This window comes from Pedococcus badiiscoriae, from assembly GCF_013408925.1.
Lineage (GTDB): Bacteria > Actinomycetota > Actinomycetes > Actinomycetales > Dermatophilaceae > Pedococcus > Pedococcus badiiscoriae.
Window position 1 is genome coordinate 3,333,867 of sequence record NZ_JACCAB010000001.1, and the last position, 19,197, is coordinate 3,353,063.

Here is a 19,197-nt window from a genome sequence, read left to right on the forward strand (position 1 = left end):
CCTCACTCAGTGAAGGTACTCGGTGAAGGCACTCAGTGAAGGCCGGGACCTGCTGGCGCCGGGACGTCACGAGGCTCACCGCAGCCATCCACCAGCGGGTGGATGGTCCAGGTGAACTTGTCCTCCGACTGTCGGCCGACGGTAGCGGGGTCTCGGGCGTCGGCGAATCCGGCGTCGAGGCGGTGTTGGACATCGACGACGTCGGTAGGCCAGGCCCCGTCCCACTTCCCCACAAGGGTGCACTTCTTGATGGGATGGATCTCGTTCCAGCCGCTGTGCAGCGAGTCGAACACCCAGGTGCCATAGACGTAGAGCAGGTCGGCGCCGAGCCCGGTCACGGGGTCGTTGTCGTGGACCTCGGTCGGAGCGCCGGTCACGTCGCCGGGGCTCCCGTGGTCGCCGGATCCGAAGAGCGTGCCGAACAGCGCTGCAAGCAACGCCAGGAGGGCCAGGATCCCCGCGACGATGAGCCCCCACGGAGGGGGAATCGCGACACAGGCGATGAGCGCGGCGATCGCCAGGCCGAGCGCCACTGTGGAGGCAATGAGGACGTCACGCACGCCGGCACCCTCGAACTCGGCATGCAAGATCGCACTCTCCACGCCGTTCTTCTCCGTTGCCTTCTCCCCGGTGAAGAACCCGACATGCTGTTTGGTGGCCGCCTGCTCGGCGACCAGGAACCCATACGGGCTGGTGAGCTCGAGATCGGCTTGCGTGATGCCCGGCAACGCCGGATACGGAAGGAGGTTCATGCTGAAGTCGCTGTCCACAGAGCCTGGCCAGCTCTTGTCCGCAGGGGGTTCGCTCGAGACGAGCATCCCGATCGCCGAGTGGTCCCCGCCCAGACAGACCAGGCGAACCTCGAGCCACCAGGTGCACGCTGCAACTCCAGCGGCCGCCGCGGCGACGACGAGGTAGAAGAGCGCGCACCAACCGGCGAGCGCAATGATCGGGATCCAGATCACGGCCAGCCCCGCCGCGGCGAAGCCGAGGTAGGTGGACAGCGAGACCCAGTTCTTGGCCTGGCAGCAGGAGGTGAACTGCTTGTAGTTGTCAGCCATGTCAGCCCCCTATGGCTTCTTCGTCACGGTGACTGAGACGCCGCCGGCAAGGGCGTCGGTGTGGTTCTCGGCATAGAAGGCGTGGATGTTGACGACCTGCTCGCCGACGAAGCTGGGCGGGGGCGTGATCGTCGCCGTGATCGCGGCGCTCATCCCCGGTGCCAGCCCCACGACGGGCGGAGCCAGGTCGACCGTCCAGCCCGCTGGCAGCCCCGGGTTTCGACTCACGGGGACGGGCTTGCCCTGACCGGTTTCGCCGTCCCGGCAAGGTCGCGCCTGCACCTCGAAGCCGTCCACCTCGAACTGGTATCGGTGCTCCCTGTCCGTCGCGTTGCGAAGGGGGAAGGAGAACGTCGCCGGCGAGTGGGCCTCGACGACGTCGGTGTTGTGTTGGCCCAGGTTGTTGCCGTAGTTGAGATCGCTGACCGGTGCCAGCAGCGCCTGCAGGCAGTAGTGACCGTCGACCGGCGGTGTCTGCCAGGAGAACTCGACGTATGCCGGGTTGTTCACCCCGCCCTTGACGCCGACGTCCACATGCTTCGTGGCGACGGGATGGGACGTCGTCCCGATGCCGAACTCGAGGTATGACAAGTGCACGGGCATCAGGACCACGGGGCAGTCAGTCGAGGCGTTCCACACCCTGACGACGACGTCGTAGATCGTGTCCTTGACCAGGTCGTGGGAGTCGACCTTCAGTCCGTCCTTGAAGATGCCGAAGTCAGGGTTGTCCCAGGTGACGGCCAAGCCGTGAGCCATCAGGTCGTACTGGGAGTAGATGAGGGGGTCGGGGGTGACCATTGCCGGATCCTCGATGGGAACGCAACGGGTCTTGGCGGCCTTGTCGAGCCGTCCCCCTCGCTCCGGGACCCGGTGGAACAGCGACTCGAGAAGGCGCCCCAGGACACGCAGAAGCGCGATGATCGCTCCGGGGATCCCGAGCAGGGCCTTGAGCAGCGCCAGCAGGCCACTCACGGCACTCAGCCTTCGGCGGCAGGAGCGAGAGCGACCCAGGTGCGACGAGCTGCGTAGGCGCAGACGCACGCGATGACCGCCGGGACCACCACCAGGAGCCACTCCAGCGATCCGTCGCCACCATCGGGCTCGGCCCCAAGGACGCCCTCAACCCATTGACGGTCCCAGATCGCCAGGACGGTGAAGGTCAGCGCAAACGCGGCCATGGTCACTTCGACCCAGCCGAGCATCGTCATCTTCCGCAGTCTCGACATGACGGCCTCCTGACTCGCGAGGCGCACCGGGGAGGCCTCGGGAAGTCTCATGCTCCTCCCGGCGACCGGATTTGTCTGTCTGGCTTTCGATGAGCAATTCGGACGGGCCTCGGGCGTCGCGAACTCGCGTCGATCGCGGGGCAGTCGTGTCAGGGTTGGCGGAGGCGGTCAGCCGTCTCAGAGTGCGAGAAGGGGTCCTCGCCGAATCGGGGCATTGATCGCGTCTGATCCCTCTGGTACCACATTTTTACTGTTTCATGACTTTGCGCTGACTATCCCAATAATGTTCAGTTCGCGGCAGGGCAAGGAGGGCGGCGGGGGTCGCTAGTTCTCTGACGGCCGGTCTGGTCACGAGGGGGCTCGGTGACCGGACCGGCCCCTGTCGAGCCAAGGGGGCAGGCACCCTGGGATCTTTAGTCGCAGGGTGCGTTCATCCGCCGCCAGGGGGCGTCGTGTGCAGACCCCTTGACCGCGGCAGCGCCGACGAATCAGGGGCTAACTCGGAACTCAGCGCGTGACTGTGCCGCCCCTCCCAGCCAGCGGTGATGCGGAATCCCGGTTGCAGGGAGACGGCCTCGCTTCGTTCGGGCGCCATCAAGCCGTGTGCGCAGCGGTCTGAGACAGGATCGTCACGATCGCGTGCCAGATTTCATAGCAACCAAACGCCGTGACGAGGACTCCGAGGCCGAGGGCCAGCCAGCCCGGCCGGCTTGACCGCCGCTTGCGGATCAGCACGCCGCCGACGACAACGACCAGACCCAGCAGGATCAGCGCCTGACCCCATCCGGGATCAGCGTCCCATGCCCAGAAGATGCCCCCAGACAGCACCAGCAGCAGGCCTGATCCGGGCAGGAGCCACGTTGGCCACGGCTGCCGAACCCCACTCACTGTCACGCGAGCTGTCACCATCGCAACCTCCGAAAACCGTTGACGTGTACCAGCCCGCTCGGCGCGCCCCGGACAGCTAGTTCTCTGACGGCCGGTCTGGTCACGAGGGGCTCGGTGACCGGACCCGGCCCGGTCCGTGGTGAACCGGCCCGAGCCGAGCTTCCGCTCGCGGTCATCGACGACCTCGATGGTCGCCGACAGCTTGTGGGGATCGACCCCGATGACGACGCGCTCCATGTGCTGCTCCCGCCTGTGCTCGTTCCTATGTGGACGGCGAGGTGGGCAGTGCTACTACGAGCAGGGCAGTCCCTTCTTGAGCCACGCCTCGTCACGGTGACCGGCGGGCCGCAGACCGATAGTGAGCCACACCAGCTCAGCCGGTGGGCAGCCGCAAAGAGAGCCGCCCGCCGATCACCTGGACCGAGTCTGGCCAGCCACCGGCCCTAGGGAAATCCTCTAGTAGCCGCGAGTCAGGCGGCCCTACGTACTCACATGCATCCCGATTCGGTCACTCGCCAAGGCGGGGTATGCCGTGTGGTGACCACACGCCATACCCCGCCTTGGCATTCGTTGGCTGGCCCCGTCAGCTCACCCGGTTCCGAACCAGCACAACCTCAGCATGGTCAGCGAGAGCTGAGGGTCCAGATCCCGCGGCCGTGGGTAGCAGCAACCACGTCGCCATTGGAGGCGATGGTGAGGTTGTTGACCGGGGCGTTGGGCAGGCTCGTGCCGAGCCTCGACCAGATCGTCGGGGCCGAGAGGTCGGCAGCGAAGACGCCGACATCCGTCGCCAGGATGATCTTGCCGGCCGCGACGACGACAGCGTCGCCGGGAGCGTCCGGCAGGTTGCCGCTGAGGTCATGCCACGTGGCGCCGCCATCGGTCGTCTCGAAGATCACGCCGTCGCCTGCTCCGTCGATCCATCGGCGAGAGTAGCCGTTGATCGCCGCATAGGCGTGTGCCCCGTTGCGGGGGTCGACGCTGACGCCGGCGATGAAGCGGTTCGGCAGGGTGGAGACGTCGAGCTGGTGCCACGTCCCGCCGTAGTTGGTCGCGATGCCCCGGGTGAAGGCGGCGCTGGGGTTGCCGCTGCCTCCGACCCACGCGGCGTAGGTCACGCCCTTCGCACTGTTGACGGCGGTCGCCGCGTGGCCCGCGCCGAGGTCGAAGACGGGTGACCAGTCGCAGGCCGACGGGTTGCATACGGTGAGCCAGCCCTTGGTGGTGTCCCAGACGAACTGACCTGCCTCCACCCAGTGGTTGGTGTCCTGGGTGTCGGCTGCGAGCGGCGTCTGGAAGCGGGCGTTCGGGTCGCAGTCGGGCCGCCTCTTCCCGTACCCGACGTCCTGACCGACGCAGGTCGGGCTGATCGTCTCGAAGCTGTGTCCACCATCGGTCGTCTTGTAGGCCGTCCCGTTGGTGTACTCGCCGACGGCGCGCTGGGCGTTGGCCGGGTCGACGATCACGTTGAAGCCGTCGCCGCCAGCGGGGGCGTAGGAGTGGCCATTGGCCGGCACGACGACAGTTCCGTTGTCCTGCAAGCCGCCCCAGAAGGCAAGCTTGTGGCCCGCCAGCCCAGCGCTCGCGTCGTAGAACTGCAGGTTGTGCAGCGTGGCGTTGAGGCTGGTCCAGTTGCCGTAGCCGTTGTCCGCCGCGGGGCGGGAGTAGACGCCTCCGTCGTTACCGATGACGACCCTGCCGTTCGAGACCACCACGGCGTGCTGGTCGGGGTGGGTCGTCTTCGGGCAGGTGGTGCCGCAGGCCAGTCCGTAGTCCCAGTAAGGGCTCGGCGTCGTGAAGGTGGCGCCCCCGTCCGTGGTCTTGAAGACTTCCTCGAGGGAGACGAAGACGGTGTTGGGGTCTGCCGGGTCCACGGCGAGGGCTTGGTTGTACCAGGACTGCACGCCGACGTTGTAGCCCGGCGAGGTGGTCTTGGTGATCGCCGAACCAGAGTTCTGCAGCTTGGTCGAGTCGGCCAGCAGCGTCCACGGTCCGGCCGCCGAGCCGCTCCTCGAGACGTAGAAGCCCTTGAGGTTGGTCGCCGAACCGGTCGGGTCCTGCCCTGAGACCAGGTATGCCGGTGACTCGATCAGCGCATAGAGCCGACCATCGGCGGCATACGCGAGGGTGGTGCGGCCGATGTCGCTGGGGTCGACGTCTCCGGTGGGCGCCGCCTTGGTCCAGCTCGTCCCGCCGTCGGTGCTGGAGAAGATGCCGTTGTCGGCGCTGCCTCCGCGGTAGCCGTTGACGGCCACGAGCGACTGACCGTTGGTCCCCGGCTTCACGGCGACGTCGCTGATGTGGTTGACGTAGGGCGACTGGACCTCGGTCGGGGCCAGCACTCGCGTCCACGCGCCGTGGCCGTCGGAGGAGGTTCGATAGAGGCCTTGGCTCGTCGCCGCAAAGACCACCGGACCGTCGACGAGGAGGCGGTAGACCTGGTGGTCCACCAGTGCCGACCCACCGACCTGGACCAGCTTGCCCTTGGGGCCGCCGTGGCCGTTGGTTGCCAGCCGGTACACCCCGGTGCCGAGGTAGGAGTCGGCGTTGGTGTTGGCCTCGCCGGTGCCGATCCAGACCGAGTGGTCAGCGGGGTTGGTCGCGAGTGCGCCGGTCGACAAGGAGGGCTGGTCGTCGGACAGGGGCGCCCAATCGCCGCCGTTGCCATGCCGGCTCCACACGCCACCACCGGCGGTCGCTGCGTAGGTCTCCGTCCCATCGACCGCCAACGCGGTGACCCGCCCACCGGTGATGCTGAAGCCAGCGCCGGCGTTGGACCAGACCGGGTCGGTGTAGCCCGCGGGTTCACTGTTGTCCGGGCCTGTGGTCTGCTCGGCCCACTGGGCGCCCCTCGTGCGCATCGCGGCAGCTTGGGTGCGGGCTGCCACGAGCGCTGCCGCCGAGACGGAGGTGCCTGGGGCGCTCCGCATCGAGGCGTACTGCTCGGCCCGGTCGGCGATCGCGCCGTCATCGTCACCCGACGCCCTGGCCGGGCCTCCGTCGAACCCGAGCTTGTGACCGTGCTTGTTCCCATGGCCGTTCGCGGTACTGGCCACTGCGGTGGCTGCTACTGACGTCAGCAGCAGCGGTCCACAGACCAGGACGGGAACGACTTTCGCTAGCGAGCGCCGAGCTTTCAAGGCTTCCTCCCACAGGACGGGCCGGGTCACGGCCCATGGACGCGTCGCCCGGAGTCGAGCGACGGCTTCCACTGTGTACACCCACGACGTCGTGTCCGCGCGCTCAACTGCTCCCGAAGGGTGCTCCTTGATAGCCCCGGCAGCCCGCGACCGACCAGCCCCGCCCCTGAGGTGTGCAGCCCTGTCGCCACCTGCATGCGTGGGTCGGCCTCGTGATTGCCTTGGGGGACAGAGTCATTCAGCAGCTCCTCAGGACGCGATCAGGGGCGGCTGTCACTGCGCCAGCTGCTGAGGCGCTCCACGGCAAACGGACCACCCTCGCGGCGCGGTCGCGACGCTGCCCGTTCGTCATCGTGCCTAGGCCAAGCACACCGAGCGTCGGGCTCGGCGCTGCTTGCCTATCAATGAACGATCGCCGCCAACCGTGCCCCTTCGATCCACATTGGGCGGGGTCGGCCAGCTGCCACCCCAACCCTGGTCAGATGCTTCTGTCTGACGTGCGTCTTAGCGCCGCCTTTGCATCAGGCTTCGCTTCCCCCCGCAGGGTCCTGACGCCTCGAGAAGAACGGTGGGGCGCGACGGACCTCGCGCTCGAACGGGCAGCATCCAACGCCACTTACCGAGAACGATCCGTCGCCAACTGCCGTCCGGCACCTGCGAACTTGGTCTCAATGGCCAGCCCCGGGCGCCCTTTGGCCTTCGCCAACTGGTGACCGATCTGCGTCAACGCCGCCGACCCAGGCGTTATCTGACGGCTCCTACTGGGCAGTCGATCCCGACTGCAGCGATCCCAGGAATCGTGCTCGGTCCACCACGACGCGGTCGATCTCGCCGCCGCCAACCCGCTGCCCGCCCTCATCCAAGGCAGTGACCGCAAAGGTCAGTCGCCGGCTCTGGGCATCACCCGTCAGGCGAGCGGTGACATTCACGGCATCCCCCACGGCAGTCGCCTTGACGTGGTCGATTCTCACCGCGGTACCCACCGTTGTCTGTTCCGGACCGATCAAGGACGCCGCAGCCAGCACCGTCTCGGCTTCCATCCACGCGATCAACCGGGGGGTCGCCAGCACGCTCACGTCGCCGCTGCCCACCGCCCTCGCGGTGTCGCGCTCTGTCACCTGGTAGCGCATTCACACACGGTAGTCATGAACCAGGCCGCGAGCGCGACCTGAGTGCCCGCTGAAACCAGCGAGTGCGACTCTTGCGCGTTGACCGTTCAACGTTCACCATTCGCAGATGGATGGCGCTTCGGAGAACAGGGCGTTACGGGAAGTTCAAGGCCGGCTGAATGCCCGGTTCCCCTCCCTGGGTGACGAGGTTGTCGAAGCCGCCGTCAGACTCGCACACTCGCAGCTGACCGGGCCGATCCGCGACTTCGTGCCAATCCTCGTCGAGCACGCGGCGCGCGAGCGGCTTGCTGCCCTCGTCGACTACACCTCACCTCACGCCTCACACCCCGTCACCCTTGCCAGCCACGCTGCTCCCTGACGCAATCAACGACGCACCTGGACCTCGTCCAAACCGAGGCAGCGGGGCTGGGGCCACCCAAGGGCGGAATCGCTCGTGGCAGACCGCTCCAATGTCGGACCTTGGTCCTAGCGTCAAACACCATGAGGGACTGGACTTCCATCACGAACGCGATCGCGCTCGCATTGAGTGGTGAACGGCAGCGGGGGCGCGAGGCTCTGTTGGCGTGTTGGGAGGCCACTGCACAGGGCGACCATGCCCAACGGTGCGTCTTGGCGCACTACCTGGCCGACCAGCGATCGGCGCTCGACGAGGAGGTGGCCTGGGACGAAGTGGCCATGTCCGAGCATGCCTATGTGGTCGACGAGGATCTCGTGCCGATCGGTGTCACCTCGGCCGCCGCTTTGGCGCCTAGCCTGCATCTGAACCTTGGTGACGGCTACCTGCGCCAAGGCCGTCTCGACGATGCGAGGGCGCAACTCGATGCCGGCATGCAGGCCCAGAGCACGCTGTCGATCGACGGATACGGAGCTCACATCCGTTCTGGCCTCGAACGTCTCCGGCAGCGCGTTGAGGAGGTTCAGCTCCCCTGACAGGCGCACGCACGCCGATCGCGGGGTTCTTGACGAGGGCTGTGTCTTACCGCCGCGAACCGGACGCACGAACGTCCGCCCATGCCGAATTCCGGTAAACCCAATCAGGCTTGAGTGCAGACCTGCAGATGCTGGCTCGGCGGTGTGGTTCCTGCCGGCTTGTGCTGGTCGACCCGGGTAGGCGCGATTCGGACACGAGCCACGAACCCGCGATTGCCGCCGAAACCGAGCCGGGCCCTAGTGCTTGAGACTGTCGCCGGCTACTCCGGCTATGTAACCCACCGCGAACACGAACGCGACCACTCCCGCCGTCAAGGACACCGCTGGCCACCGCAGTCGCGCAAGACGGATAGCGACCAACAGCGCCGTACCAACCAATGCCGCGGCAGCGCCCGTCATCATCAAGGCCGACCAGTCCCAGACCGGCCCGAAGCCATAACTCTCGGAGAGCCCGAAGGTGACGACCCCCGTCGCCACGGTGAGCAACAGGGCCAAACCGGCACAGATGGCAGCGCCCACACGCGCCGCGAGTGGTCGAGCACTGCTGGCCTCAGCCGACTGATTGCGCTCCACGCCCCCTCATCGCTCCTCGAAAGCCGCTGTCACCAGCCACCGTATCCCCATCGTGTGATCGACACAGTCGCTTCCGCTCTGGCCGGATGGGCGCGAGGTCGCAACGTCGGGATCTGCCGCGTATCGCGCGGCTGATCGTGCTCGGGAGCAGCAGTTGCCCTTTGAGTTCCGGCTTGGTCCCGATGTTCCCCGACCATCGTCGATGTTGAGCAGACACCCGGCAGCTGTCCGGGCGGCCGTTCTTGCGTCGAGGTTGAGTGCGGTCGACATAGTCACTGGCCGGTTGTTGGTGGCGCCTGAGTCCTCGATGACCGAGACCAGGGTTCCGCTGTACCGACGACATCCCAGTGTTCGCGCACCGATAGATGTCGGCTGCACGCCAGGAGGATAGGGTCCGCGCAGCGCCCCCGAAGACTGCACCGTGACGCGGTCGTCGCCCCGGCCCCGCAGTTGGGACGGGGCGACGACCGCGCTGGCTGGGCGTGGGTGGTCAGGAGGCGAAGAGCTCCTCGAAGCTGCCCGACGTGGCCTGGGAGCAGGTGTTGGCGACGCAGCCCAGGTGCCACAGATGCTCGATGGTCGACAGCAAGGTGTAGTGATCCGCGAGCTTGTTCGTGGTCTTGCGGTGACCACCGGTGGAGTTGAGGACCATCATCGGAGCGTCGCCGCCACCCAGGACAACGCCTTTAGCGCCCACCGGGCTCCCGGGACCACCCGAGTAGCCGGAGTAGTCGTTCTCGTCCCATACCAACACGATGCTCGACCGCGTGGTCTTCCAGGTCTTCGAGCTCATGATTTGGGTGACGGTGCGCTTGACGAACTGGTCACCGAGCTGGATGGCCCCATGGTCCAGACCGTTCTTGGGGTAACCACACTTCGGCATGCCGACCAGGGCTGCCGACGAGGGGGAGATGCCGTGCATGTCGTGGCACTGGTCTGGGCTGACCCAGACGAAGTTGGGGACGTGACCTGAAGCCAGGTCTGCGTTGAAGTTGTGCTCGAACGGGACGATCTTGGACAGTCGCGGGTTGCCTGGGGAGTTGATGTCGGAGAAGTACATGAACGGGTTGTGCTTCTGCGCATACAGCTTGACTGTGGTCCCGTTGACGACGGGCGCGTACTCGCCCTGGAAGCCTGCAGTTGGCATGGACTGCATGTATGCCTTCCAGCTGCGGTGCTTGGCCTCGAGCTGGTCCACGATGTTCCTGCCCGTGAACAGATGTGGGGTCGAGGAGGCACTGGCCTGCTGCTCCGGAGTCAGCGAAGCGCCAGCGGTGGCGTCACCGGAGCCCGGAACGAACTCCTCGGGCGCACACTTGACGGTCGCGCCGGCCTTGCAGTCGTCCCATATTCCCTGGAAGCTGCCCGAGATCGTCGACAGGTAGTTCGGCAGGCTCGGGTGGGTCACGCCGTGGTAGTTCGTGGCCACGTTGTTTCGCCGGGCGAGTGAGGTGATGTACGGCGCGTCTGCGGTGTTGCCGATGATCTGCGAGGTGCCGTGGTTCTCCATCATGATCACGAACACGTGCTGCGGCGCGGCGTCCTTCGCGCTCTCCGCGTCCCTTCCCTGGTGGGCGCTTGTGGGGGGCGACGCGGTTGCCTGCGCGCTGACTACCGCGACACTCAGTGATGCGGCGGCCAGCGCGATGCCGCCCGTGCGCATCCACCGGCGGGACCGAGGGGTTTTAACCATTCCTGCTCCTGAAGTTGGCCGTAAAGCAATGACGGTGGACACCATGGGTGTCGCGGCCGTTCACGCCGTGGCCGGTGGGCGAACCGAACGTGAAGTCTCCCCCAACACTCTCGGCGCGCGTCCCCTGCCCACCGCGCCTGGGCGCATTCGGCGGCCAGACCACCGAGACACAAACGATCCGGCGGCCTCCTGTGGTCCAGCACCACCGAGTACCCCTGAGGTCCCCGCAGCGCCAGCCAGACCTGGCATACGCAGCCAACCCGCGGGGGCTACGTGGCTACGTGAGCCGGTGGACCGGGTGCGGCCGCCAGCGAGGTGGGCAGAAGCCCCGGACCGTGGTGCGGTCCGGGGCTTCTGCGAGGCGTGGGTTGCCTAGGGTTTCGTCTTCTACGGCTGGGCCGGGAACACGTGGTGCTGCGCGGGTGGCATGTTCGCGTGCGGGCCGCGTACCGAGCGCCAGATCTCCTCGTTCAGTACGTGGGCGTCGACCTGGTCGGGTCGTCCCATCATGGCCTGCGGGGTCATGGCCGAGGTGGCGTTTGCCGGGTTCTTCGCCGCCAGGGACTGCTGGGGCGCGAGAGCCTCGTAGGGGGTCAGGTTCGCGCGGTCTCCGAAGGTCCAGATCATCGGGACCGCGGCCGCGTCGTACTGCGTCAGCGGGCCAAGGCCCATCAGCAGCTCCATGGTGCGAAGGGCCGACGTCTGGTTGTAGAAGTGCGAGTCGACGATCCCGCGCTGGGTGTACGGGCTGATCACCAGGGCCGGCGAGCGGTGCGCGTCCACGTGGTCCGGTCCGTCCTGGCCGTCATCCTCGACGACGAAGATGGCCGTGTCCTTCCAGTACTTCGAGTGCGAGACCGTGGACACGAGCTGCCCCAGGGCGTAGTCGTTGTCGGCGACCATCGCCTTGGCGGTGGAGCCGCCGGCATACCAGCCGTTGGTGTGGTCACGCGGCAGGTCGACGAACTGCCAGGAAGGCAGGTTGTCCTTGGCGACGTACTGGTCGAACTCCTTCTTCCACTCCGTGAACCTGCTCTGGTCCGTGATGTTCATGTCGAACCACGGGTAGGCGTGGTCAGTGTTCCGGTTCAGCAGCGGCTCGTACGCGCAGTACGTGCCGGCCGCGCACTTGACCCGGTTCTTCGGCCCGAACCAGTCAGAGGGCAGCGAGTGCATCCCGTAGTGCCGGAAACTCTGGCCGGCCGCAGCCGCGCGGTCCCACAGGAACGCCTTGCTCGAGTCGGCGTTGCCGGCCGTCACATGGGAGTCGAGGTAACCGGAGGAGTCGTACTCCGACCCGTTGCCGTCGTAGCCCTGGTGGGTGGCGAGTTGGTTGTAGGGGTTGGAGTTGCCCTGAGTGGCCCAGTCCCAGCCGTCTTGGCTGACCTCACCGTTGACGTAGAAGTTGTCCAGGGTGGCGAACTTGCTGGCCAGCGCGTGCTGGTTCGGCGTCACGCTCTTGCCGAAGATGGCCAGCGAAGGGTCGCCGTTGCCCTTGCCCAGGTCACCGAGGATCTGGTCGTAGGTCCGGTTCTCCTTGACCACGTAGATCACGTGCTTGATCGGGGAACCCTGGCCCGGGTGTCGGGGAATGATCGTCGCAGGCGCTCCGCGGCCGTAGCCGCGGACGGTGCCCGAGCTGGCCGTGTCGTTGTTGAGCTGAACCTGGTGGGTGTACCTGCGCAGCTGGCCCTGGTTGGGTGTGGCCACCACCTGGAGCATGCCCTTGACCAGGTCCTCGATCCACGGGTGGTTCGTCGGGTCCGTCATGGATGCGGAGCCCTTGTTGGAGCCGGTGCCCAGGCCCTTGCCGTCGGCGATCAGCAGCCGGGACCCGTCCTTGGTCACCTGCACCCCGGTGGGGTACCACGCGGTGGGGATGAGGCCCCTGACCTGTCCGAACTGCCCGCGCGAGCTGGTGTTCACCACCGCGACGTCATTGTTGCCGGCGTTGGCCACGTACAGGGTGTTCCCGTCCCGGGTCAGCGCCATGCCGAGCGGGGAGGTGCCGGCGCCGGCGCCGCGGTATGGGCTCAAGGCGATCGTGTGACGGACCGTGTTCGTGCGAGTGTCGATCACCGAGATCTGGTCGCTGTCCCCGTTGCTGACGAACACCCGGTGGCGCGCCGGGTCGCTGAGCAGGTGGTTGGGGTGGGTTCCCACCGCGATGGGCGTCTTGGGCACCAGCGAGCCCGCCGCGACACCGAAGACTGAAACGGTCTTGTCCGCCTGGTTGGACACATACGCCGTGCGTCCGTCTCCGCTGAGCGCCACCCCGAAGGGGTAGGCCCCGGTCGGGGCGGACGTCGTGGCGCCGGTCGCGACATCGACTGCGAAGAGCTTGCGCGCGTACTGGCCGACGGCGTACACCTTTTTGTCGTCCGGGGAGACCGTCACGGTCTGGGGGTAGGAACCGTCGGGCAGCGCGAGGGTCTTGGCCAGGGTCAGCCGGTGCGCGGCGGAGTCCCAGTTGAAGCCCAGCACCGAGTTCTTGTTCGCGGTGGCCAAGTACACGCGTCGGCCGTCGTGGCTGAAGACCAGCCCCGGCGCGACACCCTCACGCTTGGCGGCGTCGTCGGGGTTGAGCTCGACCTCCTGCAGCAGCGCGCCCGTCCGGCTGTCCAGGACGTCCACGGTCTGCCGGGAGTGCGCGTTGCGGATGACACCCGGCACCAGCACCGCCTTGTCGTCGGGTGAGAGCACCGCGTTCGCGGGAAAGGACCCGGCCGGGTGCGTGCTGCCCGCGGGCGTCACCTGCCATCCCACAGGCGTCAAAGCGGTCCCGTCCGGGCGCGGGCCGGGATGGTCGAAGGTCCCCGCGACGCCGAAGGCAACCCCACCCCCAGCCAGCACGCTTACTGCGATGACGCCCATCAACGCGGCCGTGCCCTGCTTGTTCCTCACGTGGTCATCCTTTTCTGCTACGTCGGCCCCGTGCGAGGCCACTGGTATACGCCGAGACTGGTGGCAGGAGATGAACGGCAAGACAACGAATGGGTACAAACGAGACGAAATCGGCTGTCGCGTTGACCCTGACGCGTCTTTCAACCTGGAACGCCACGACACCACCGAATCGGTGCATGGCATCTGAAATGACACCTGGGCGAGATCTCGGGTGGCGGCGGCCACGCTGGGTATCGACGACGTCGCCCATGGCAATCGGCGCGGCGCCCTTCCATGCAATGGGTCAAACTTCGCAGTGCTGCGCGAAATCGCGCAGCACTGCGGCCACGCGGACATCCTGCGCGAACAGATCTGGGCGGCCAGCGCCAGCGCCTAAGCGAAGGGCATTGAACGTCCGGATTTGCCGCGATCCGGGCTGCATGTCGGCCGTACTGAGGGCGCGAGCGTGAAACGGCCCTAGGCTGCGACGATGGCCCCCCTCGACCCCGTTATCGAACCCTACGACAGGGGTCTGCTCGACATCGGTGCGGGCAACCACATGTACTGGGAACAGTGTGGCAACCCCGAAGGCAAACCCGTCCTGACGGTGCATGGCGGTCCAGGTTCCGGCTGCAGCGTCGACGGCCGCCGGAGGTTCAACCCGGAAACGTACCGCTCGATCTTGTTCGACCAGCGAAACTGCGGCCGTAGTACCCCGCACGCGAGCGACCCCACGGTGGACCTAGCTACCAACACCACCGACAACTTGATCGCCGACATGGAACAACTGCGCGAGCACCTCGGCATCGACAGATGGATGCTCTACGGGGGCTCGTGGGGCTCCACGCTCATCCTCGCCTACGCCCAACGCCATCCAGAGCGCGTGACCGAGGCCGTGATCGCGGCGGTCACGACCACCCGGCGATCGGAGATCGCCTGGCTCTACCAGGGGGTCGGCCGGTTCTTCCCCGAGCAGTGGCAACGCTTCCACGACTTCGTGGCGGCCGAGGAACGCGGGGACGACGTGTTCGACCTGCTCGCCGCCTACGGGCGTCTCCTGGGCCACCCCGACCCGACAGTGCGCGAGCTCGCGGCGAACGAGTGGCTGAGGTGGGAGGACACCGTCATCTCAATGGATCCTCAGGGGAAACACAACGCCTACAGTGACCGGCCGGACGATGCCAAGCTCGCCTTCGTCCGCATCTGCGCGCACTACTTCTCCAACGGCGCGTTCCTCGAGGAGGGGCAACTGCTTCGCAACGCGGGGAAGCTGGCGGGGATCCCGGCGGTTCTCATCCATGGGCGCTTCGACCTCGGAGGCCCGCTACTGACGGCCTGGGAGCTGTCCCGCGCCTGGCCGGGCGCGGAACTGGTCGTGGTTGAGGACTCCGGCCACACGGGCAGTCCGTCGATGAGAGGCGCGCTGCGGACCGTGATCGACCACTTCGCAGGCACCTGACCCAAACGGGACGCAACGGCATGAGTTTAACGCCCTCATCTGCCGCGGATCGGGCGATCACCCGCCCCCTTCTGGTCCCCCCTCACGACCGGCGCGAGGTGGAGCTCCCCTAGTGCGACCTGCCGTGGAGGTCTCCAGCCCGCGGTCGATCCAGCGCCCGATCACCTCGACGACGTAGGCCCGCTCGCCGCGGTCGAGCCGGTGCCCCTTCGCGATGCCGTGCCACGTCTCCAGGCAGTTGCGGCAGCAGGTCGCGGTGGCGTGCTGGGCCACGAAAACCGGGTGGTTGCGGTAGGGGGTCTGCCGGCCGTCGTTGCGCGGCTCGGCCGGTGCCAGCCGCTCCGCGATGATCTCCGCGGCGTGAGCCCGCATCGTCTGCTGACCGCGGAGCTCAGCCGTGGCCCGCTCGCGCCCGCGCAGGTGGAACCGCCGCCCGAACGGTCGCGCGGTTGCGCGGTCGATCCGGTCATCGATCTCGGCTGGGTCGGGCACGCCACGCCCCCAAATACTCCGATGGACCGTCGCGACGAGTGAGCGTCAGGGACTTAGTCACTCCGTTAGTCACTCACCCCCCGGACGAGGTCAGATCTGACCCCTTCCAAGAGCAACGAAACAGCCCCTGGTCTGCATTTCCGCAGGTCAGGGGCCGTTTTCGTGCTGGTGGGCGATACTGGGTTTGAACCAGTGACCTCTTCCGTGTCAAGGAAGCGCGCTACCACTGCGCCAATCGCCCGGGGTCGTGCTGGGTGCTGCTGGGGTTCGACTCAGGGTTCGAGTCTCTGAGGTGGAGACGGGATTTGAACCCGTGTACGCGGCTTTGCAGGCCGCTGCCTCGCCTCTCGGCCACTCCACCGTGAAGGCGGTCAAACCCTCCGAGCGGATGACCGGGCTCGAACCGGCGACCTCAACCTTGGCAAGGTTGCGCTCTACCAACTGAGCTACATCCGCATACACGCGCTATTGGTGTTGAACGGGCGTTTTCACCCGCTGCGCGTGCGTGCAGACATTATCCGATCATCGGCGTCGTCTCCAAATTGGCTGTCGTCCGGGGCGTTTTGCGACCCACGGGGCATCGGGGTCAGCGGCTTTCGCGCCTCCGCCCGCAGCCCCTGGACCGAGGACACCAGGTCCTCCTCGGGGTCGTCCGACCGCTGCGGACCGGTGGCCGAGGGGGCGTCGAGGGCCGGCACGGTGGTCCTGCGCGCCGACCGCCGGGCCTTGAACCACTGCACCAGCTGCGCCCGCATGGAGAGGCGGTCCGCCAGCGGCCACATGACGCGGATGGCGGCGTTGAGGGCGGCCCCGATGAGGACGGCGATGGCCAGGGCGTACAGGAAGATCAGGAGCACGATCGGCGTCGACAGCGGCCCGTAGATCGACGTCCCGCCACTCACCGAAGCCGTCAGGGTGCCACGCAGCACGAACGACGCGAGCACCCAGATCACGATGGTCAGCACCGCGCCGGGCACGTCCCGCAGCCACGGGGAGCGGCGCGGGGTGGAGATGTGGAACAACGTGGCGACGCTCGCCACGGCCACGATGCTGACCACGGGCCAGTACAGGTAGGTGAGGAAGTGCATCTCTCGAGGCAGGAGGTCTCCGAGCCATGACGGGCCGATCACCACGAGGGGAATGACGACGATCCCGACGATCAGAGACAGGAAGTACAGCGTCAGCGACAGCGCCCGGGTGCGCACGATCCCGCGGACGCCGGACTGCCCGTACATGATCGAGATGGTGTCCACGAACACGTTGAGCGCCCGCGACCCCGACCAGACCGATAGCAGGAAGCCGAGCGAGATCAGGTCGCCGCGGCCGTTCTTCAGCACGTCCTTCGCCGTCGGCAGGATGATCTGGTCGACGACGTTCGCGACGAGGAACTCCGACGAGAAGCTCCGGATGCCCTGGATCAGGTCCGTGACGATGTCGTTGCCGAACCACCCGCTGATGTAGCCCACACCGCCGAACAGCCCCAGCACGAGAGGCGGCAGCGACAGCAGCATGAAGAACCCCGCCTCCGACGCGAGACCCGTCACCCGGTACCGCAGGCACACCCGGATCGTCTCGACGGTCAGCTTCGCCGCGGGCAGGGCGCCGGGCACGCGCAGCAGCGCACGACGTACCCGGGCCTTAGGAGTCACCCCGCCACGGTATCCCGGCATACTGTGCCCTCGTGCCTACCCACGCCGTCACCAACCAGGTGCCCCCACTGCCCGACTACAACACGGTCGCGACCCAGCCCGCCCTGGACGAGGGCCTGCGGCGCTGGGCCGATCCCGCGGCATACGACGAGGTCATTGCGCTGGGAGCCCGGGCGGGCAGTGGGCGGGCGCGCGAGTGGGCCGTGCAGGCCAACGAGAACGAGCCGGTCCTGCGCACCCACTCCCCCACCGGTGAACGCCTCGACGAGGTCGCGTTCCACCCGGCGTGGCACTCGCTGATGGACGTCGCGGTCGGTGCCGGACTCACCGCCGAACCATGGACCACGCCGGCCGGTAGCGGCGCGCACGTGCGACGGGCCGCGGGGTTCGTCGCCTGGTCGGAGAACGAGCAGGGCCACCTGTGCCCGATCTCCATGACGTATGCCGCGGCACCGGCCCTCGCTGCGAACCCGCCGCTCGCGGCGCGCTGGCTGCCCCAGCTCGCCTCGCGCAGCTACGACTTCGGGCTGCGGCCCCTCGCCGAGAAGCGTGGCGTGCTGGTCGGGATGGGCATGACCGAGAAGCAGGGCGGCTCGGACGTCCGCGCCAACACCACCCTGGCCGTCGCGACGCCGGGCGGCCCGATCGAGGGCGGGGAGACCTACCGGCTCACCGGACACAAGTGGTTCTGCTCGGCACCGATGAGCGACGGGTTCCTCGTGCTGGCGCAGACCGAGGCCGGCGTGGGCTGCTTCCTCGTGCCTCGCGCCCTCGACGACGGCACCCGCAATCCCTTTGCGCTGCAACGCCTCAAGGACAAGCTGGGCAACCGCTCCAATGCCTCCTCGGAGGTCGAGCTCGACGGCACCTGGGGCGTGCGCGTCGGGGACGACGGTCGCGGGATCCGCACCATCCTCGACATGGTGGCGGCAACCAGGCTCGACTGCATCCTGGGCTCCGCGTCGACGATGCGGGCGGCCCTCGTGCGGGCGATCCACCACGCTCGGCACCGCTCGGCCTTCGGGGCCCTGCTCGTCGACCAGCCGCTCATGCAGAACGTCCTGGCCGACCTCGCTCTGGAGGTCGAGGCCGCCACCACCTTGGCACTGCGCCTCGCCCATGCCGTCGACGAGGGCGACACCGCTCTCTCCCGGCTCGGGGTCGCCGTCGGCAAGTACTGGGTGTGCAAGCGCACCTCCCCCATGGTCGCCGAGGCCCTCGAGTGCCTGGGCGGCAACGGCTACGTCGAGGAGAACGGCCTGGCCCGGCTCTACCGCGAGGCCCCGCTCAACTCGATCTGGGAAGGCTCGGGCAACGTCAACGCCCTCGACGTCCTGCGGGCCATCACGCGAGAGCCCCTGTCCGTCGAGGCCTTCCGCAAGGAGCTCGCCCTCGCCCACGGCCACAGCACCGTCCTCGACGAGGCCATCACCCGCGTCGACGACGTGATCGCGTATGCCGCGCAGCCGGACGCCCAAGCCGGGGCACGCCGCGTCGTGGAACAGCTCGCGGTGACCCTGCAGGCGTCGCTGCTGGCCCGCTACGCGCCCACCGAGGTGGCCGACGCGTTCATCGCCACCCGCCTCGCGGGACAGCACGGAGCGACCTTCGGCACCCTCGACGCGGGACTCTCGGCCAGGCACGCCCGCACGATCGTCGACCGGGCGTTCAGCGCCTGACCCCAGCGGGGCTGCTACTGCTCGATCACCGACATCACGTTGCCCGCGGGGTCGGTGAACCAGGCGATGAGTGGACCACCCTTGCGGAAGATCCCCTTGGCGTCGGTCTCCATCTGCGTGCCTTCGTACCTCTCGAAGACCACCCCTCTGGACGTCAGCTCGTCGACGGTCGCCTCGATGTCCGCCACCGGGAAGTTGAGGATCGTGAAGCCGGCGGGCTGGTGGTCCGGCTTCGGGTACGCGATGGCGCGGTGGCCACCTCCGAGCTGGATGCTGAGGATGCCGTGGTCCTGCGTCACCTCCAGCCCGAGAGTGTCGGCGTAGAACGCGTGGGCGGCCTCGATGTCGGGCACGGAGAATCCGCTGAACGCCTTGGAGTCCCTTATCGGTGAGT

General features: G+C 67.4%; 16 protein-coding genes, 3 tRNA genes and 1 pseudogene. 5 read left to right on the plus strand and 15 right to left on the minus strand.

Annotated elements, in window-relative coordinates:
• Positions 1-32: 32 nt before the first annotated feature.
• The 6 genes from BJ986_RS15755 to BJ986_RS15780 all read right to left on the minus strand — a co-directional run bounded on the left by BJ986_RS15755 (position 33) and on the right by BJ986_RS15780 (position 7,445).
• Positions 33-1,061: a hypothetical protein gene (locus tag BJ986_RS15755; RefSeq protein WP_179423242.1), complete on the minus strand. Its 1,029-nt coding sequence runs from the start codon at positions 1,059-1,061 to the stop codon at positions 33-35.
• Between the two features lie 9 nt (positions 1,062-1,070).
• Entirely contained in the window at positions 1,071-2,033 is a 963-nt protein-coding gene (locus BJ986_RS15760; RefSeq protein ID WP_179423244.1) for a hypothetical protein, read from the minus strand.
• Between the two features lie 5 nt (positions 2,034-2,038).
• Positions 2,039-2,287 (minus strand): ABC transporter permease, encoded by a 249-nt coding sequence (locus BJ986_RS15765; protein ID WP_179423246.1) that lies wholly within the window; start codon positions 2,285-2,287, stop codon positions 2,039-2,041.
• A 594-nt stretch (positions 2,288-2,881) separates the two neighbouring features.
• A complete protein-coding gene (locus BJ986_RS16115; protein ID WP_202881771.1) occupies positions 2,882-3,412 on the minus strand; it encodes a hypothetical protein in 531 nt (176 codons plus the stop codon).
• Between the two features lie 386 nt (positions 3,413-3,798).
• Entirely contained in the window at positions 3,799-6,231 is a 2,433-nt protein-coding gene (locus BJ986_RS15775; protein WP_179423248.1) for a beta propeller repeat protein, read from the minus strand.
• An 842-nt stretch (positions 6,232-7,073) separates the two neighbouring features.
• On the minus strand, positions 7,074-7,445 hold the full coding sequence (locus tag BJ986_RS15780) for a thioesterase family protein (RefSeq protein ID WP_179423250.1): 372 nt from the start codon (positions 7,443-7,445) through the stop codon (positions 7,074-7,076).
• Positions 7,446-7,551: 106 nt separating this feature from the next.
• Here BJ986_RS15780 and BJ986_RS16900 point away from each other — a divergent pair, with 106 nt between their 5' ends.
• Positions 7,552-7,803, plus strand: a complete 252-nt coding sequence (locus tag BJ986_RS16900; RefSeq protein WP_179423252.1) for a three-helix bundle dimerization domain-containing protein — start codon at positions 7,552-7,554, stop codon at positions 7,801-7,803.
• Between the two features lie 122 nt (positions 7,804-7,925).
• A complete protein-coding gene (locus tag BJ986_RS15790) occupies positions 7,926-8,375 on the plus strand; it encodes a hypothetical protein (RefSeq protein WP_179423254.1) in 450 nt (149 codons plus the stop codon).
• Positions 8,376-8,612: 237 nt separating this feature from the next.
• Here BJ986_RS15790 and BJ986_RS15795 read toward each other — a convergent pair whose 3' ends face one another.
• The 3 genes from BJ986_RS15795 to BJ986_RS15805 all read right to left on the minus strand — a co-directional run bounded on the left by BJ986_RS15795 (position 8,613) and on the right by BJ986_RS15805 (position 13,545).
• Entirely contained in the window at positions 8,613-8,948 is a 336-nt protein-coding gene (locus BJ986_RS15795) for a hypothetical protein (protein WP_179423256.1), read from the minus strand.
• Between the two features lie 490 nt (positions 8,949-9,438).
• Positions 9,439-10,641: an alkaline phosphatase family protein gene (locus BJ986_RS15800; protein WP_179423258.1), complete on the minus strand. Its 1,203-nt coding sequence runs from the start codon at positions 10,639-10,641 to the stop codon at positions 9,439-9,441.
• A gap of 387 nt (positions 10,642-11,028) precedes the next feature.
• Complete coding sequence (locus tag BJ986_RS15805) at positions 11,029-13,545, minus strand: beta-propeller fold lactonase family protein (RefSeq protein WP_179423260.1); 2,517 nt, start codon at positions 13,543-13,545, stop codon at positions 11,029-11,031.
• Between the two features lie 205 nt (positions 13,546-13,750).
• On the opposite strand from BJ986_RS15805, the pseudogene BJ986_RS15810 reads away from it, so the two are divergent.
• Both BJ986_RS15810 and pip read left to right on the plus strand, forming a co-directional pair.
• Positions 13,751-13,921, plus strand: a pseudogene (locus BJ986_RS15810) (mycothiol transferase); the annotation flags it as partial.
• A gap of 93 nt (positions 13,922-14,014) precedes the next feature.
• Positions 14,015-14,983, plus strand: a complete 969-nt coding sequence (gene pip / locus BJ986_RS15815) for a prolyl aminopeptidase (RefSeq protein ID WP_179423264.1) — start codon at positions 14,015-14,017, stop codon at positions 14,981-14,983.
• Positions 14,984-15,040: 57 nt separating this feature from the next.
• Here pip and BJ986_RS15820 read toward each other — a convergent pair whose 3' ends face one another.
• The 5 genes from BJ986_RS15820 to BJ986_RS15840 all read right to left on the minus strand — a co-directional run bounded on the left by BJ986_RS15820 (position 15,041) and on the right by BJ986_RS15840 (position 17,124).
• Positions 15,041-15,475 (minus strand): DUF4186 domain-containing protein, encoded by a 435-nt coding sequence (locus tag BJ986_RS15820; RefSeq protein WP_337795441.1) that lies wholly within the window; start codon positions 15,473-15,475, stop codon positions 15,041-15,043.
• Positions 15,476-15,641: 166 nt separating this feature from the next.
• A tRNA-Val gene (locus tag BJ986_RS15825) sits at positions 15,642-15,716 on the minus strand.
• Between the two features lie 49 nt (positions 15,717-15,765).
• A tRNA-Cys gene (locus tag BJ986_RS15830) sits at positions 15,766-15,836 on the minus strand.
• A 22-nt stretch (positions 15,837-15,858) separates the two neighbouring features.
• A tRNA-Gly gene (locus BJ986_RS15835) sits at positions 15,859-15,931 on the minus strand.
• A 32-nt stretch (positions 15,932-15,963) separates the two neighbouring features.
• The gene (locus BJ986_RS15840; RefSeq protein ID WP_337795442.1) at positions 15,964-17,124 is read right to left on the minus strand and encodes a YihY/virulence factor BrkB family protein; all 1,161 of its coding nucleotides are present in this window, start codon (positions 17,122-17,124) and stop codon (positions 15,964-15,966) included.
• Between the two features lie 32 nt (positions 17,125-17,156).
• Between BJ986_RS15840 and BJ986_RS15845 the strand changes: the two genes are divergently transcribed.
• The gene (locus BJ986_RS15845; protein ID WP_179423268.1) at positions 17,157-18,803 is read left to right on the plus strand and encodes an acyl-CoA dehydrogenase family protein; all 1,647 of its coding nucleotides are present in this window, start codon (positions 17,157-17,159) and stop codon (positions 18,801-18,803) included.
• 14 nt (positions 18,804-18,817) lie between these two features.
• On the opposite strand, the gene BJ986_RS15850 is transcribed toward BJ986_RS15845, so the two are convergent.
• Positions 18,818-19,156, minus strand: a complete 339-nt coding sequence (locus BJ986_RS15850) for a VOC family protein (protein WP_337795443.1) — start codon at positions 19,154-19,156, stop codon at positions 18,818-18,820.
• Between the last annotated feature and the right edge of the window lie 41 nt (positions 19,157-19,197).